This is a genomic window from Streptomyces sp. NPDC020875, assembly GCF_040641415.1.
GTDB lineage: Bacteria > Actinomycetota > Actinomycetes > Streptomycetales > Streptomycetaceae > Streptomyces.
In genome coordinates this window covers 84,816-99,490 of sequence record NZ_JBFADP010000031.1, presented here as the reverse complement: position 1 = coordinate 99,490, position 14,675 = coordinate 84,816, and the positions used below count along the sequence as shown (strand labels likewise).

14 protein-coding genes and 1 tRNA gene are annotated in these 14,675 nt (G+C 72.8%); 5 read left to right on the top strand and 10 right to left on the bottom strand.

Features of this window, described 5'->3' with window-relative positions:
* Positions 1-237: 237 nt before the first annotated feature.
* Positions 238-795 (bottom strand): HIT domain-containing protein, encoded by a 558-nt coding sequence (locus tag AB0G74_RS19515; RefSeq protein WP_361147817.1) that lies wholly within the window; start codon positions 793-795, stop codon positions 238-240.
* 139 nt (positions 796-934) lie between these two features.
* Between AB0G74_RS19515 and AB0G74_RS19510 the strand changes: the two genes are divergently transcribed.
* Positions 935-1,591 carry an ion channel gene (locus AB0G74_RS19510; RefSeq protein ID WP_361147825.1) on the top strand — a complete coding sequence of 219 codons (657 nt, stop codon included), beginning with the start codon at positions 935-937 and terminating at the stop codon, positions 1,589-1,591.
* A gap of 15 nt (positions 1,592-1,606) precedes the next feature.
* Here AB0G74_RS19510 and thrS read toward each other — a convergent pair whose 3' ends face one another.
* Positions 1,607-3,583, bottom strand: a complete 1,977-nt coding sequence (thrS, locus tag AB0G74_RS19505; protein WP_361147815.1) for a threonine--tRNA ligase — start codon at positions 3,581-3,583, stop codon at positions 1,607-1,609.
* A gap of 614 nt (positions 3,584-4,197) precedes the next feature.
* Here thrS and AB0G74_RS19500 point away from each other — a divergent pair.
* Positions 4,198-4,974 carry a 3'-5' exonuclease gene (locus AB0G74_RS19500; protein ID WP_361147813.1) on the top strand — a complete coding sequence of 259 codons (777 nt, stop codon included), beginning with the start codon at positions 4,198-4,200 and terminating at the stop codon, positions 4,972-4,974.
* Between the two features lie 22 nt (positions 4,975-4,996).
* Here AB0G74_RS19500 and AB0G74_RS19495 read toward each other — a convergent pair.
* From AB0G74_RS19495 to AB0G74_RS19485, 3 genes are all read right to left on the bottom strand, one after another.
* Positions 4,997-5,068, bottom strand: a tRNA-Val gene (locus AB0G74_RS19495).
* A gap of 39 nt (positions 5,069-5,107) precedes the next feature.
* On the bottom strand, positions 5,108-5,569 hold the full coding sequence (locus tag AB0G74_RS19490; protein WP_361147811.1) for an SRPBCC family protein: 462 nt from the start codon (positions 5,567-5,569) through the stop codon (positions 5,108-5,110).
* 499 nt (positions 5,570-6,068) lie between these two features.
* A complete protein-coding gene (locus AB0G74_RS19485) occupies positions 6,069-8,351 on the bottom strand; it encodes a helicase (protein ID WP_361147809.1) in 2,283 nt (760 codons plus the stop codon).
* A 310-nt stretch (positions 8,352-8,661) separates the two neighbouring features.
* On the opposite strand from AB0G74_RS19485, the gene AB0G74_RS19480 reads away from it, so the two are divergent.
* Complete coding sequence (locus tag AB0G74_RS19480; protein WP_361147807.1) at positions 8,662-9,699, top strand: NAD(P)/FAD-dependent oxidoreductase; 1,038 nt, start codon at positions 8,662-8,664, stop codon at positions 9,697-9,699.
* Between the two features lie 11 nt (positions 9,700-9,710).
* Positions 9,711-10,421 (top strand): leucine-rich repeat domain-containing protein, encoded by a 711-nt coding sequence (locus AB0G74_RS19475; RefSeq protein ID WP_361147823.1) that lies wholly within the window; start codon positions 9,711-9,713, stop codon positions 10,419-10,421.
* Between the two features lie 359 nt (positions 10,422-10,780).
* Here the strand turns inward: AB0G74_RS19475 and cpt are convergent, their stop codons facing one another.
* The 5 genes from cpt to AB0G74_RS19450 all read right to left on the bottom strand — a co-directional run bounded on the left by cpt (position 10,781) and on the right by AB0G74_RS19450 (position 13,875).
* A complete protein-coding gene (cpt, locus tag AB0G74_RS19470; RefSeq protein ID WP_361147805.1) occupies positions 10,781-11,347 on the bottom strand; it encodes a chloramphenicol phosphotransferase CPT in 567 nt (188 codons plus the stop codon).
* A 9-nt stretch (positions 11,348-11,356) separates the two neighbouring features.
* Complete coding sequence (locus AB0G74_RS19465; RefSeq protein ID WP_361147803.1) at positions 11,357-11,743, bottom strand: thioredoxin domain-containing protein; 387 nt, start codon at positions 11,741-11,743, stop codon at positions 11,357-11,359.
* A complete protein-coding gene (locus AB0G74_RS19460) occupies positions 11,743-12,174 on the bottom strand; it encodes a MerR family transcriptional regulator (protein ID WP_361147801.1) in 432 nt (143 codons plus the stop codon). Before AB0G74_RS19460 ends, AB0G74_RS19465 begins: the two co-directional genes overlap by 1 nt.
* A gap of 81 nt (positions 12,175-12,255) precedes the next feature.
* On the bottom strand, positions 12,256-12,693 hold the full coding sequence (locus tag AB0G74_RS19455; protein ID WP_361147799.1) for a hypothetical protein: 438 nt from the start codon (positions 12,691-12,693) through the stop codon (positions 12,256-12,258).
* Between the two features lie 78 nt (positions 12,694-12,771).
* On the bottom strand, positions 12,772-13,875 hold the full coding sequence (locus tag AB0G74_RS19450; protein WP_361147797.1) for an alkene reductase: 1,104 nt from the start codon (positions 13,873-13,875) through the stop codon (positions 12,772-12,774).
* A gap of 92 nt (positions 13,876-13,967) precedes the next feature.
* Between AB0G74_RS19450 and AB0G74_RS19445 the strand changes: the two genes are divergently transcribed.
* A complete protein-coding gene (locus AB0G74_RS19445; protein ID WP_361147795.1) occupies positions 13,968-14,324 on the top strand; it encodes a MerR family transcriptional regulator in 357 nt (118 codons plus the stop codon).
* Positions 14,325-14,675 lie beyond the last annotated feature (351 nt).

Genomic DNA, 14,675 nt, shown 5'->3' with positions numbered 1-14,675 from the left:
ACCGGGATCCCGGTCACCACCCCCGCCCTGTGTCACGGCACTTCCCGTCCGCTAGTGCTGTGACCGGAAAGGTTTGCCGTGGGCCCGCGGCGTTCGGTGCGGTGCGTCGCAAGGCGGAGGTCCACGGCTCGTACTGGACTTACTCGCGTGGTCCGACAACGCGGCGAAGTGCCGTGCCGGGCGTCACGGGCCGGTGAACCTTTCCGGTCAAAGCACTAGCGGCGGCCCGGGGCGGGTTCAGCCGGGCCAGACGTCGGCCAGCATCGCCCGGGTGTCGGCCAGCAGCTGCGGCAGGACCTTCGTATGCCCGACGACCGGCATGAAGTTGGTGTCTCCGCCCCAGCGGGGCACGATGTGCTGGTGCAGATGGGCGGCGATCCCGGCCCCGGCGGCGGCGCCCTGGTTCATTCCGATGTTGAAGCCGTGGGCGCCCGACGCGGTCCGCAGCGCCGTCATCGCCCGCTTGGTGAAGAGCGCCAGCTCGGCGGTCTCGGCGTCGTCCAGTTCGGTGTAGTCGGCGACATGGCGGAACGGTACGACCATGAGGTGTCCGCCGTTGTACGGATAGAGGTTGAGCACCGCGTAGACGGCTTCGCCCCGGGCGATCACCAGCCCGTCCTCGTCGGACTTGGCCGGAATGGCGCAGAAGGGGCAGCCGTCGCCGGCCTCGGGCCCGGTGGGCTTGTTCTCGCCCTGGATGTACGCCATCCGGTGCGGCGTCCACAAGCGCTGGAACGCGTCCGGCGTTCCCACCCCGATCTGCTGCTCCGGCTCGTTCGTCATGCTGTGCAGCATATGGCGTGGGCGGTACGCCGCGTGTCGCCGGGGGCGGTCCCGCCCGTCCCGCGATCCTGGTCGGGTGAGTGCCCCGAGCCCCGGCGGCCAGCAGCCCGCCCATGAGCGCCCCGAACCGTCCGAGAGCCGCGAGGAGCGGATGTGGCGCTGGCGCCGCCGTACGGAAGTGCCCCTCTTCATCGCCTCGACGGTCTTCCTGGGCTGCTACGCGGTACGGGTCCTCGACGACGATCTGCCGGGGGCCTGGCGGGACGCCCTGCTGGTGATCACCTACTCGACCTGGGCGATGTTCGTGGTGGACTTCGCGGTCCGCTGGCGGATCAGCGGGCAGGGGCTCTCCTTCGTCCGCGGGCATCTGCTGGACGCGGTCGTGGTGGCGCTGCCGCTGCTGCGCCCGCTGCGGATCGTGGAGATCTACGAGTCCGTCCAGCACCGCCACGAGCACGCCCGGCTCTCCCTCTACGCCCGGGTGATGGCGTACGCGAGCATGACGGCGGCGCTGCTCGGTTTCGCGGGCGCGCTCACCGTCTACTCGGCGGAGCGGTACGCGCCCGGGGCGACGATCCTGACCTTCGGGGACGCGGTGTGGTGGACCTGCTCCACCCTGACGACGGTGGGGTACGGGGATGTGACCCCGGTGACGCCCAAGGGCCGGACGATCGCCTCGTTCATGATGGCCGGGGGGCTCGCCCTGCTGGGCGCGGTGACGGGTTCGTTCTCGTCCTGGCTGATCCAGAGTTTCCGGCTGGACCAGGACGAGAGGCCCCCGGGGGGATCCCCCGGGGGCCTCTCGTAGTGCGTGTGCCGCGGATCAGACCTGGACGCGCTCGGCGACGACCTGGGCCAGCTTCCGCAGGGCGTCCTCGCGCGGGACGCCGTTCTCCTGGGAGCCGTCGCGGTAGCGGAAGGAGACCGTACCGGCGTTCATGTCGTCGTCACCGACGATGATCATGAACGGGACCTTCAGCTTCTGGTGGTTGCGGATCTTCTTCTGCATCCGGTCCGACGAGGCGTCGACCTCGACCCGCAGGCCGAGCTTCTTGGCGTCGGCGGCGAAGCCCTGGAGGTACTCGACATGCGCGTCGCCGATCGGGATGCCGACGGCCTGGACCGGGGCCAGCCACGGCGGCATGGCGCCCGCGTAGTGCTCCAACAGGACCGCGAAGAACCGCTCGATGGAGCCGAACAGCGCCCGGTGGATCATGACGGGCCGCTGCCGGGAGCCGTCGGGGGCGGTGTACTCCAGGTTGAACCGCTCGGGCAGGTTGAAGTCGAGCTGGATGGTCGACATCTGCCAGGTCCGGCCGATGGCGTCCCGGGCCTGGACGGAGATCTTCGGGCCGTAGAAGGCGGCGCCGCCCGGGTCGGGGGTGAGCGGGAGGCCCTGCTGCTCGGCGACCCGGCGGAGCACCTCGGTGGCCTCCTCCCAGGTCTCGTCGGAGCCGACGTACTTCTCCGGGTCCTTGGTGGACAGCTCCAGATAGAAGTCGGTCAGACCGTAGTCGCGGAGCAGGTTGAGGACGAAGGTGAGGGTGCGGTCCAGCTCCTCGGCCATCTGCTCACGGGTGCAGTAGATGTGCGCGTCGTCCTGGGTGAAGCCGCGGGCCCGGGTCAGACCGTGGACGACGCCCGACTTCTCGTACCGGTAGACCGTGCCGAACTCGAACAGCCGCAGCGGCAGTTCGCGGTAGGAGCGGCCCCGCGCGTCGAAGATCAGGTTGTGCATCGGGCAGTTCATGGGCTTGAGGTAGTAGTCCGTACCACCGTCGAGCTGCATGGGGGGGTACATGCCCTCGGCGTACCAGTCGAGGTGGCCGCTCTTCTCGAAGAGGGCGCCCTTGGTGGCGTGCGGGGTGTAGACGAACTCGTACCCCTCCTCCTCGTGCCGCTTGCGGGAGTAGTCCTCCATCACCCGGCGGACGATGCCGCCCCGCGGGTGGAAGACGGCGAGGCCGGAGCCGATCTCGTCGGGCACGGAGAACAGGTCAAGCTCGGAGCCGAGCCTGCGGTGGTCGCGCTTCTCGGCCTCGGCGAGGAAGTCGAGATGCGCCTTCAGCTCGTCCTTGGACGGCCAGGCGGTGCCGTAGATGCGCTGGAGCATCGGGTTCTTCTCGCTGCCCCGCCAGTAGGCGGCGGCGTTGCGCATCAGCTTGAACGCCGGGATGGCGCGGGTGCTGGGCAGGTGGGGGCCCCGGCAGAGGTCCTTCCAGCACAGCTCGCCGGTCTTGGCGTCGAGGTTGTCGTAGATCGTCAGCTCACCGGCGCCGACCTCGACGTCCGCGCCGTCGTCGCTGGAGGCGGAGCCCTTGAGCCCGATCAGTTCCAGCTTGTACGGCTCCCCGGCCAGCTCCTCGCGGGCGGCCTCGTCGGTCACCACCCGGCGGACGAAGCGCTGACCGCGCTTCTGGATCTCCTGCATCTTCTTCTCGACGGCCTTGAGATCCTCGGGCGTGAACGGCTTCTCGACGTCGAAGTCGTAGTAGAAGCCGTCCTTGACCGGCGGGCCGATCCCCAGCTTGGCCTCGGGGAACAGCTCCTGCACGGCCTGGGCCATGACATGAGCGGTGGAGTGGCGCAGGATGTCGAGACCGTCCGGGGAGGAGATCTCGACCGGCTCGACGGTCTCGCCGTCGGCGGGCTCGTACGCCAGGTCCTTCAGCTCACCGGCGACCCGGACGGCGATCACGGAACGCTCACCGGTGAAGAGGTCGGCGGCCGTCGTACCCGTAGTCACCACGCGCTCGTCCCGCTCGGAATCGCGTTGGATGATCACACGGACGTCTGACACCGGTCTCTCCTGACTGCGGAATACTGCGGAATGCGGCGCGTCGGCGGACACCGAGCGCCATTGAATCGTACCGAGCCGGGGGCCCCGGCCGCGAAACGGTGGTCCGGCGGCCGGGGAGGGGCGGACGGACGTGAGCGACGGGGCCGGTCCCGGCGGCGAGGGGAGGCGGCGGCCCCGGAGCGCGCGGGCCCGCCGGTCGCCGCGCCCCGGCGGGCCACCGGCCGTAGCGGCCCCGGCCGCCGGTCCGGCGGCGGATGTACCGGTCCCTCGGGGGCGCGGCGACCGGCACGGCGGTGGTGTCCGGACCGGCACGGCCGGGGCCGCGCCCGGGTTCCGGTTCCGTACCGGTCGACGGCGGTGCCCGCCCGGCAGCCGCCGAGGCGTGCCGACCCCCGGCGGCTCGCGATACCCGTCGGAGGTCGACACCCCTCGGACAGCCCCGGTGTGCGCGGCCCGCCGGTACCCGGGCGGTCCGTACGGCGCACTCCGGCGGCGCGTCAGAAACCTTGAGCACCCCGTCGGTTGCCGACGGCCCGCGTACCCGGCGCGGGGGCCGGGTATCACCGATGCGGCGGAGGGAGCACCGTTCGCCGTACGGGTGCGAGGAGTTCGGCATGACGTGCTGGTTCGACGGCCCGCTGGCCGCCTTCGCCGCCGAGACGACCGGACCGGACGCCGAGCGGGACCGGATCACGGCCGCCGCCCTGGCCGTCCAGCGACTGCCCGGGACACGTCCCGAAGTGGTCCACTGGCTGGTCGATCCGGGGGTGCCGGTTCCGCCCGGTGACCGGCCCCGGGGCCACGGCCGCTGGCCGGCGCCGGTGATGGAGGAGATCGCCCGGGCCCTGGTCCGCCAGTGCGCGGCGGCCCGGCCGCTGGTGGTGATGAACGCGCCGTTCGGCCTGACGCTGCTCGACCGCGAACTCCGCCGCCACCGCGCCTCGTCGCTCCCCCGGGCGCTGGAGACCGTCCCGCTGTGCGTCCTGGACCCACTGGTCCTGGACCGGCATCTGGACCGCTACCGCAAGGGCGGCCGGGCGCTCGGCGATCTCTGCGAACAGTACGGGGTCGAGCCGGACGGGACGCCCGGGGCGGCGGCGGCCGCGATGGCGGCACTGGAACTGACCCGGGCGGTGGGGCGCCGGTTCGCGGCCCGGCTGGAGCGCCTGTCGGCGGCCGAGTTGCATACGCTCCAGGCCGTGTGGCACGCGGCGGGGGCACGCGGTCCGCAGACCTGGTTCGCCCGCGCGGGTACGGAGCAGGCGGTGGATCCGGCCTGGCCGCTCCGGTCCGAACTGCCCGCACGGGCCTGCGCGGAGCCCGACGGCGCGACGGGCCCGCCGGATCCGGCGGAGCGCCGGGCGGCAAACGAAAAAACCGGTCCGTCATGACGACGGACCGGACTTCTCCCGGTGGGCGATACTGGGTTCGAACCAGTGACCTCTTCGGTGTGAACGAAGCGCTCTCCCACTGAGCTAATCGCCCGGGAACGCACCGAACGATACAGGCAGCGGGCGTCCGCCTTCAAATCGACGGCCCCCTCCTCAGATAGCGCCCGAGCCCGGTCCGGCCGGCCCGCATCATCACGGCGTGGTTCACCCGGAACAGAGGACGGCAGGGCACGGCGAGCCGCCGCATCAGGGGCCGCCGGATCTCCACCTCCTGGTCGTACACGGCCCGGGTCCCGCTCCCCGGGCCGCGCGGGACGACGGTCCAGCGGGCCCATCCCTCCAGATCGCCGTGGAGCGCGATCCGGAGCACCCCGGACTGCGGGTCCCGGCACACCGCGCGGGCGGTGACGGCGAGTTCGTACGGCAGCAGCGACCGGAACCGGGCGGAGCCCCGGCCGTCCCCGAGATCGGTGACGGCCCGCACCTGGGGCCACCAGCGGGGATAGTCCGCGGGCCGGGCAAGCGCCGCGAAGACGGCTTCGGGCGGGGCGTCGAGGTCCCAGACGCAGTGGAAGCGGTAGCGGAACCAGTCCATACGTCCAGTCTGCCGCGGTGCCCTGCCGGGCGGGGTGCGCCACGGGTAACGCTCCCGCCGCGTGACCTCGGGGCCGGGGTGTTGTGGAGACCCCCACCGCCTCATTCCCGGGCCGCGCCCGGCGACCCGATGTTGTCGGCGGCCTGCGGACCGGCCGTGGCTGGTCGCGCAGTTCCGCCCCCTATGCCTTCGGCAATGGGGGGACCCCCAGCGCCTTGGCCCTCCGGCTGAGGCCCACAACCCCGGGCCGCGCCCGGCAGCCTGATGCTGTTCGCGGCCTGCGGACCGTGGCTGGCTGGTCGCGCAGTTCCCCGCGCCCCTAAAAGCTCTCCCCAGCGCCGTCCCTGCGAAAGGAGCCCGTCTCCCTGCGAGGGCGACGAGGAGAGCAACCCAGGGGCGCGGGGAACTGCGCGACCAGCCACGACGGTGGTGCGGACCGCGAACAACGGAAGGGCGCCGGGCGCGGCCCGGTTTGGGGGCCTGGGCGGCGCCTGGGGTATCAGAAGCCCGGGGGGAGCGCGGTTGTGTGGAGGACCGCGAGGCGCTGCGTCGCGCGGGTCAGGGCGACGTACAGGTCGCTGCCGCCGATCAGCGCCGGTTCCACCACGATCACCGTGTCAAACTCCAGGCCCTTGGCCTCGCGGGGCGTCAGGAACACGACCCGGCCGGTCAGGTCGGGCGCGTCCGCCGCGTGGAAGCCGACCAGGCGGGCCCGCAGCTCCGGCGGGGCGATCACGGCGAGCCGACCCTCCTCGGGGGTCTCCCGGCGGACGGCGGCCCGTACCGCGTCGGTGAGCCCGCCGGCGGTGACCCGTTCGAATCGGGGCGCGACCCCGGTGGAGCGGACCGAACGCGGCGGTACGAACGCCGGATCGTCCGGGAACGCGGCCCGGCGGACGGCTGCGGCGGTCTCCATGATCTCGGCCGGGGTGCGGTAGTTGACCCCGAGCCTGGTGTGGGTCCAGCGGTCGCCGACGTACGGTTCGAGGATCTCCCGCCAGGACCCGGCGCCGGAGCCGTCGGCGGTCTGCGCCGGATCGCCGACCAGGGTCATCGACCGGGCGGGGCAGCGGCGCATCAGCAGCCGCCAGGCCATCGGCGACAGTTCCTGCGCCTCGTCCACGATGATGTGGCCGAAGGCCCAGGTGCGGTCGGCGGCGGCCCGTTCGGCGGCGCTGCGGTGGTCGGCCTCCTCGTGGCGCTCGGCCATCCGCTCGGCGTCGACCACGTCGTGGGCGGCGAGCAGTTCGGACTCCTCGTCCTCGAACTCGTAGCTCTCCGAACCGGCCGAGAGGTCCAGGACGCCCTGGGCGTAGGCGATCCGTTCGCGGCGGTCGGCCTCCTCGGCCGCGCGCCGGGCCGAGTCGTCGGCGCCGAGGAGTTCGGCGGCCTCGTCGAGGAGCGGTACGTCGGCCGGGGTCCAGTCGGCCGGGCCGGTCCTGCGGACCGCCGCCGCGTCGTCGGCGGGCAGATAGGGGCCGGGTTCGGCGAGGAATCCGGCCACCAGCTCCGCCGGTGTCAGCGACGGCCACAGCTCGTCGATCGCGGCGTGGACCTCGTCGCTGGTCGCGATGTCCTTGCCGATCTGGGCGAGATCGTCGGGCCCGAGCAGGTTGGGCCCGCCGAACGGGTCGGCGCCGAGCCGGTCGGCGACCTGTCCGGCGAGGGCGTCGGCGATCGCCAGGGCGAAGTAGGGGCGGGCGAGGTTGTGCGGCAGCCCGGTGGCCCGGGCGCGGTCCCGGGCCGCGTACGCCATTTCGCGGTGCAGCCGGAGGGTGCCGTACTCGTCGTGGTCGATCAGCAGGGCGGGCTCGGGGATGGGGTTCTCGGCGTACTCCGTCGCGGCGTACTCGGTCTCCGGGTCCCGGCCGGGGATCGCGGGCACCGTCTCCGGCAGCCGCTGCCGGTCCCGTACGGCCGCGGCCAGGGCGTCCGCCATCGCGGCCCGGCCCTTGACGGCGGCGGTCCAGGGGGTGTCCGTACCGGTGGCCCGGACGCCGGGGAACAGTTCGCCGACCGTGGCCAGCAGGACGCCGGTCTCGCCGAGGGACGGCAGGACGTCGCCGATATAGCCGAGGAAGGCCGGGTTGGGGCCGACGACCAGGACGGCCCGGCGGGCCAGCAGCTCGCGTTCCGCGTAGAGGAGGTAGGCGGCCCGGTGCAGGGCGACGGCGGTCTTGCCGGTACCGGGGCCGCCCTCGACGACCAGGACTCCCCGGCGCGGGGCGCGGATGATCCGGTCCTGTTCGGCCTGGATGGTCCGGACGATGTCCGCCATCCGGCCGGTCCTGGCGGCGCCGAGGGCGGCCAGCAGTACGGCGTCGGCGTCGTGGTCCTCGTGGCCGGTGCGGGTGGGGTCGGTGAGGTCGAGGAGTTCGTCGTGGAGGGCGGTGACCGTGGCGCCCCGGGTGGTGATGTGGCGGCGCCGGGTCAGGCCCATGGGCGTGTGGCCGGTGGCGAGGTAGAACGGCCGGGCGACCGGGGCGCGCCAGTCCACCAGGAGCGGGGTGCGGTCGCGGTCGCCGGCCCGGATGCCGATCCGGCCGATGTGGTGGGCGGAGCCGTCGCGGAGGTCGATCCGGCCGAAGCAGAGCCCGGAGTCGACGGCGTCGAGCGCCGCGATCCGGCCGGACTGTTCGGCGGCGGCGACATCGCGTTCGAGCCGCGCCTGAAAGGTGGAGCCGAGCTGGGCGAGGGTGGCGCCGAGAGTCGCGGTCGCCTCCCGCCGCAGTTCGGCCAGGCGCCGCCGGAGCCGGTCCACGACCTGCTGTTCACGGCGCATTTCCGCGCGCTGGATTTCCTCCCGGCGCGCTTCGGCTTTTCCGGTCCCCGTGCTTGACAATTCCACTCCCGGAACGATATGGTGAGGTTACTTGAATTCCCTGGCTATTTTTCGACCGGGAAGACAATCCCTCAATATACCGCGTTAAAGCCCTCGCCTTCCATTCGGCGGAGGGCTTTTTTGTTATGTCCCGGTTCTCCGGGTCGGACGCCACCGCCTCCCCCAGACCTCCGATGTATTCGCGGAACCGGCAAGAACGTTTGCCGTGCCGACGGGTCGGCGGTGACGCTGAGGTCCGGAGGTGATCGCGATGGGCGCGACGAACGAATCGGGTACGACCGCGGGGCCCGGGCCCGGCCCGGACGGCTACGAGGTGGTCGTGGTGGGCGGCGGGGCCGCCGGACTGAGCGCGGCACTGGTCCTGGGCCGGGCCCGGCGGCGGGTCGCCGTGGTGGACGCCGGGGAACCGCGCAACGCCCCCGCCGCGGCGATGCACGGCTTCCTCTCCCGGGACGGGATGCCCCCGGCGGCGCTGCTCGCCGCGGGCCGGGCCGAGGTCGCCGCGTACGGTACGGATCTCTACGCGGCCCGGGCCGACGAGATCACGGCGGCCGGTCCCGAGCGTCCCGACGGCCCCTCGGGCACCTGGGGCAAGCGGCCCGGCGGCTTCCTGGTCCGGCTCGACGGCGGCGCCGTACTCACAGCCCGGCGGGTCCTGCTGGCGACCGGGCTGCGGGACGAACTGCCCGGTCTGCCCGGGGTCCGGGAGCGCTGGGGCCGGGACGTGCTGCACTGCCCGTACTGCCACGGCTACGAGGTACGGGACGCCCCGCTCGGGGTCATCGGCACCCGCCCGACGGCCGTCCACCAGGCGCTGATGGTCCGCCAGTGGTCGTCCGACGTGGTCCTGTTCGCCCACGGCCTGCCGCTCGGGGCCGACGAGCGGGAACGGCTCACGGCGCGCGGGATCCGGATCGAGGAGGGTGCCGTACGGCGGCTGGCAGTGGCGGACGGCCGGCTGGCCGGGGTCGAACTCGCCGACGGCCGCGTGGTGCCCCGTACCGCCGTCTTCGTCCCGCCGCTGATGGTGCCCAACGACGGCCCCGCCGCCGGACTGGGCTGCGTACGGGACCCGGCGACGGGGGCCGTGGCGACCGACCCGGCGGGCCGGACGTCCGTCCCCGGGGTTTGGGCGGTCGGCAATGTCACCGACGCCAGGGCCCAGGTCGTGGTCGCCGCCGGGGCGGGCTCGGTGGCCGCCATGGACATCAACCACGACCTGATGACGGCGGATACCGACCGGGCGGTGGCCGCGCTGCGCGCCGCGTCGGCTACAACGGGGGTGTGACGACCCATGTGATCGATCTGTGGCGGGCCGGACTCGGCCGGGTGCCCGACTCCGTCTGGGACGAGACCGGGGTCGAGGTACTCGTCCTGGCCGACAACGGACTGACCGCGATCTCCAGCAGAATCGGCGGACTGACCCGGCTGCGCACCCTCGACCTGGGCCACAACGCCCTCACGTCCCTGCCCGGCGAGATCGGGGCGCTGACCGGGCTCAGCCGGTTCCTCTATCTCCACGAGAACCGGCTGACGGAACTGCCGCCGGAGCTGGGACGGCTCTCCGCGCTCCGCTACCTCAACATCGGCGGGAACCCGCTGGGCACCCTCCCCGACACTCTGGGCGGGCTGACGTCGCTCCGCGAACTGCGGGCCCAGCACTGCGGTCTGACGGCGCTCCCCGACACCCTCGGCACGCTCCCCGAGCTGCGGGAACTGTGGCTGCGCGGCAACGCCCTGACGGAGATGCCGGAGACCTTCACCGAACTCGCCTCCGTACGCACTGTCGAGCTGCGGGAGAACCGGCTCACCCGGGTCCCGGAGCCGCTGGCGACCCTGCCCCGGCTCCGGGAACTGGACCTCCGCGCCAACCGGCTGCGGGAACTGCCGGAGTGGCTGCTCGGCCTCCCGGAGCTGGAGAAACTCGATCTCCGCTGGAACGAACTGGAACCGCGGGAGGGCCTGGTGACGGAGCTGGAGTCCCGGGGCTGCGCGGTGCTCCTCACCTGACGGCACCGCCCGCCCTCCCCCGCGGAGAGCCGGGCCTCCTCTTCAGGTCCGGTGCGAGGGAGAGCTTTTAGGGGCGCGGGGAACTGCGCGACAAGCCACAACGGTGGCGCGGACCGCAAACAACAGCAGGCCCCCGGGCGAGACCCGGGTTGTGGGCCTCACCCGGAGGGCCAAGGCGCTGGGGTCCCCCATTGCCGAGGCATAGGTTGGGGGTCCCCCCATTGCCGAGGCATAGGGGGCGGAACTGCGCGACAAGCCACAACGGTGGTGCGGACCGCAAACAACGGAAGGGCGCCGGGCGCGACCCGGGTCGTTCGAGGCGGCGCCCCGGAGGCCGAGGCGCCGGGGAACCGATGACGTCAGGCGGGACCCTCGGCAGACCCCGCCCCGGAGAGCCGTAGCGCGATGGTCCGGGCGCATTCCAGCGCCTCGGTCCCCGTCGTGTCCACGACCAGGTCGTACACCACCCCCCGGTGTACCGACTCGGCCTGGGAGGCGGCCATTCCGGCGGCCCGGTCGCCGCGGGCCGTCTCCCGGCCCGCGGCCACCGCCGGGTCGCAGCGGACCCCGACCCAGAGCACATCGATCCCGGCGAGGGCGTCCCGCCAGCGGCGCTGCGATTCGGCGCCGCCGAGGAACACCTCGTCGACGACGACCCGGGCCCCGGCCCGTACCATCGCGGCCACCCCGGCGATCCACGCCTCCTCCAGCCGCCGGAACTCCGCGCCGACCGTGACCTCTCCCCCGGGCCCGACGGCCAGTCCGCCCTCGGCGCCGCCGTCGCCGAATCCGGGCGGCAGCGCGTCGATGAAGGTGTCGACTCCGAGCCCGAGCCAGGGCTCGGGCAGAATCGTCCGCAGACAGCGGGAAATACCCGACTTGCCCGCACTGGAACCGCCGTTGAGAACGATCACTCGATATTCCACGGTGGCACGCTAGACGGATTCCCCGCCCAACGCCTCGGAGATATCGCGGAGCAGCAGCCGCTTGGGCCGGGCGCCCACGGAGGAGTGGATCGGTTCGCCGCCGTGGAAGAGGGTCAGGGTGGGGGCCGACAGTACGCCGTAGCGGCGGGCGGTCTCGGGGTTGTGGTCCACGTCCAGCTCGACGACCTTCAGCCGACCGGCTTCCGTACGGGCGACATCGGCCAGTACGGGGACCATCATCCGGCAGGGCGGGCACCAGTCGGCGGTGAACTTCACCAGTACGGGCAGCCGGGCGCCCAGGACTTCGGCGGCGAAGTCCTCGTCGGTCACGGCGGTAACCGTCCCCGCCGCCCCCGCCTGTGCCGTGTCCGGTGTCGGTGTCGTGTTCGGTGTCATCACCACTCCCCGTATCCGAAGCCGCACCGCGGCTCCGGTTCCTGGTCCTGTGTTGTTGTCGTCCTCGTGTCCCGCGCGGCCTGCTCCCGGGCCCGGTCGAGCTGGTCGGCGACCCGGCCCCGGACGTCCGTCAGCCGTCCGATCAGCGCGTCGAGTTCGCCGAGTTTGGCCTGGTAGACCGCGATCGACGCCGGACAGACGTCGCCCGCGGGGTTCCCCGCCCGCAGACACTCCACGAACGGCCGGGTCTCCTCCAGTTCGAAGCCGATGCCCTGGAGGGTCCTGATCTCGTCGAGGAGCCGCAGATCGCTCTCGTCGTAGCTGCGGTAGCCGTTCTCCGTACGCCGCGCGGGCAGCAGTCCGCGCGACTCGTAGTAGCGGAGCGCGCGGGTGGTGGTCCCGGCCCGCTCCGCGAGTTCTCCGATCCGCATACGGGGACCGTAGACCTTGACGTCCGCGTCAGGGCAAGGCCACCGGCCCGGACCGCCGACCGGTCCCGCGAGCGGGTGCGGTCAGACCGGGAGCCATCCGGGCCACGACGGCGGGACGTTGCTCCTCGGGCAGGGCGGTGGGAAGCCGGGGACGCCCTCGGGGTGGCCGGGCAGACCGGACGGCGTACCGATGTGCGCCACCAGCCACCACGCGGGCAGCGCCGTCACGGTCAGGATCAGCAGTACGGGCACCACCACCCGGAGGACCGTCGGGGCCCGGCTCGTCAGCAGGCGGCCGAGGAACAGGGCCCCGCCCGCGGCGAGACCGCCCGCCGCCACGGCCACCGGGAGGAGGAACATCAGCCCGAAGCGTCCCCCCGCCTCGAAGCCCACGGCGCAGAAGGAGCGGGCCCGGAAGGTCAGCCACCAGGCGGCGAAGCCCGTAGCGATCCCGAAGACCGTCGTGCCCACCCACGGAAGACCGTCGAGGACGCTCGACTTGAGTGTGTTCACACCCACTCAGGACATCGGAGGCACCCGGTCCGGTTCCCCGCGCGGGCCCGTCGGCCGGGGACGGCCGGGCTGCCGTTCGGGATCTCAGGACCGTACGGCCCCGGCCGGGGCCCGGTGGACCGGGTAGTCGGTGTAGCCGCGCGCGCCGTGGGTGTAGAGGTGGGCCGCGTCGATCTCGTTCAGCGGCAGCCCGGCGGCGAGCCGTTCCGGCAGGTCGGGGTTGGCGATGAAGGACCGGCCGTACGAGACCAGATCGGCCACCCCTCGACGGATGACGTCCTCGCCGCCCGCCTTGTCGGTGGGGGCGCGGTTCTCGCCGATATTGGCGATGACGGGACCGTCCCAGAGCGGCAGCAGATCGGCGAAGGCGGGGTAGTGGTCGTCGTCGATCAGATGGAGATAGCCGAGGCCGAGCCGGTTCACCTCGGTCACCAGCCGCCGGTAGACCGGGCCGGGGTCCCGTTCGACCATGCCCTCCTGCGGGTTGCCCGGGGAGAGCCGCAGGGCGGTGCGGCCGGGCCCGATCGCGTCGGCCACGGCGGTGATCACCTCCAGCGGGAAGCGGATCCGGTCCGCCACGCTCCCCCGCCCGTAGGCGTCGTCGCGGAGGTTGGTGTTGTCGGCCAGGAACTGATGGATCAGATAGCTGTTGGCGCCGTGCAGTTCGACCCCGTCGAACCCGGCGTCGATCGCGTTCCGCGCGGCGGCGACATGGTCGGACACGGCCCGGCGGATCTCGTCGACGGTCATCGCGCGGGGCACGGGCGCGTCGGCCTTGCCGCCGTCGCGGATGTGGACCCGGTCCGGCAGCGGTACCGGCGAGGGGCCCGCCGGGAGGTCGCCGTCGAGCCGGGACAGCGGATGACCGTGCCGCCCGCCGTGCATCAGCTGGGCGTAGATCCGGCCCCCGGCCGCATGGACGGCCTCGGTCACGGCCCGCCAGCCGCGGACGTGCTCCGGGGTCTCCAGGCCCGGCAGCCGCCAGCCCGCCTGCCCCGCCCGGCTGGGCCAGATGCCCTCGGTGATCAGCAGCCCGGCACCGGCCCGCTGGGCGTAGTAGTCGGCGACGACGGGCAGCGGAGTGCCGTCCTCGGCGGCCCGGTAGCGCGTCATCGGCGCCATGACGATGCGGTTGGGGAGGTCGAGGGTGCCGAGCGTGAACGGGGTGAACAGCGGTGAGTTCGTCATGCCCGTACCGTAGAATCTGACACAGGTGTCAGGTTCAAGTCCGGATCCGCGAAAGGTCCGGGCCGGACCCGGCCGGAACCGAAGGAGCCGGAATGCGGATCGGTGAACTGGCGCGGCGCACGGGAGTCAGCGACCGGTCGCTGCGCTACTACGAGAAACGGGGACTGCTGGTCTCCGACCGTACGCCGGGCGGCCACCGGGAGTACGCCGAGGCGGCCGTCGACCGGGTCATCCACATCCAGGAACTCTTCGCCGCCGGCCTGAACAGCGAGATGGTCGCACGGGTACTGCCGTGTATGCGCGACGCCGACGGCGGCCCGTCCGAGACGGCGACCCCCCAGCTGGTGGTCTGGCTGACGCAGGAGCGGGACCGGATCGACGGCATGATCCACGAGCTGATCCGCTCACGGGACGTCCTGAACGACGTCATCGGCACGGCCTCCTCCTGACCGGGCCCCAGCGCCCGACGGGGGTGCCTCCTGCCCCCACTTCCCGGGAAGCGCCCGGCGACCTGATCTTGTTCGCGGTCTGCGGCCCGCCTGTGGCTGTTCGCGCAGTTCCTCCCCCTATGCCTTCGGCAATGGGGGGACCCCCAACCTATGCCTCGGCAATGGGGGGACCCCCAGCGCCTCGGCCCTCCGGGCGAGGCCCACAACCCGGGTTCCGCCCGGCGACCTGATGTTGTCGGCGGTCCGCGCCACCGTCGTGGCCGTTCGCGCAGTTCCCCGCGCCCCCAAATGCTCTCCCCCGCACCGGGCCTGAAATGGGTCCCGGCCCCGGGATGAGGGGCGGGGCCTATT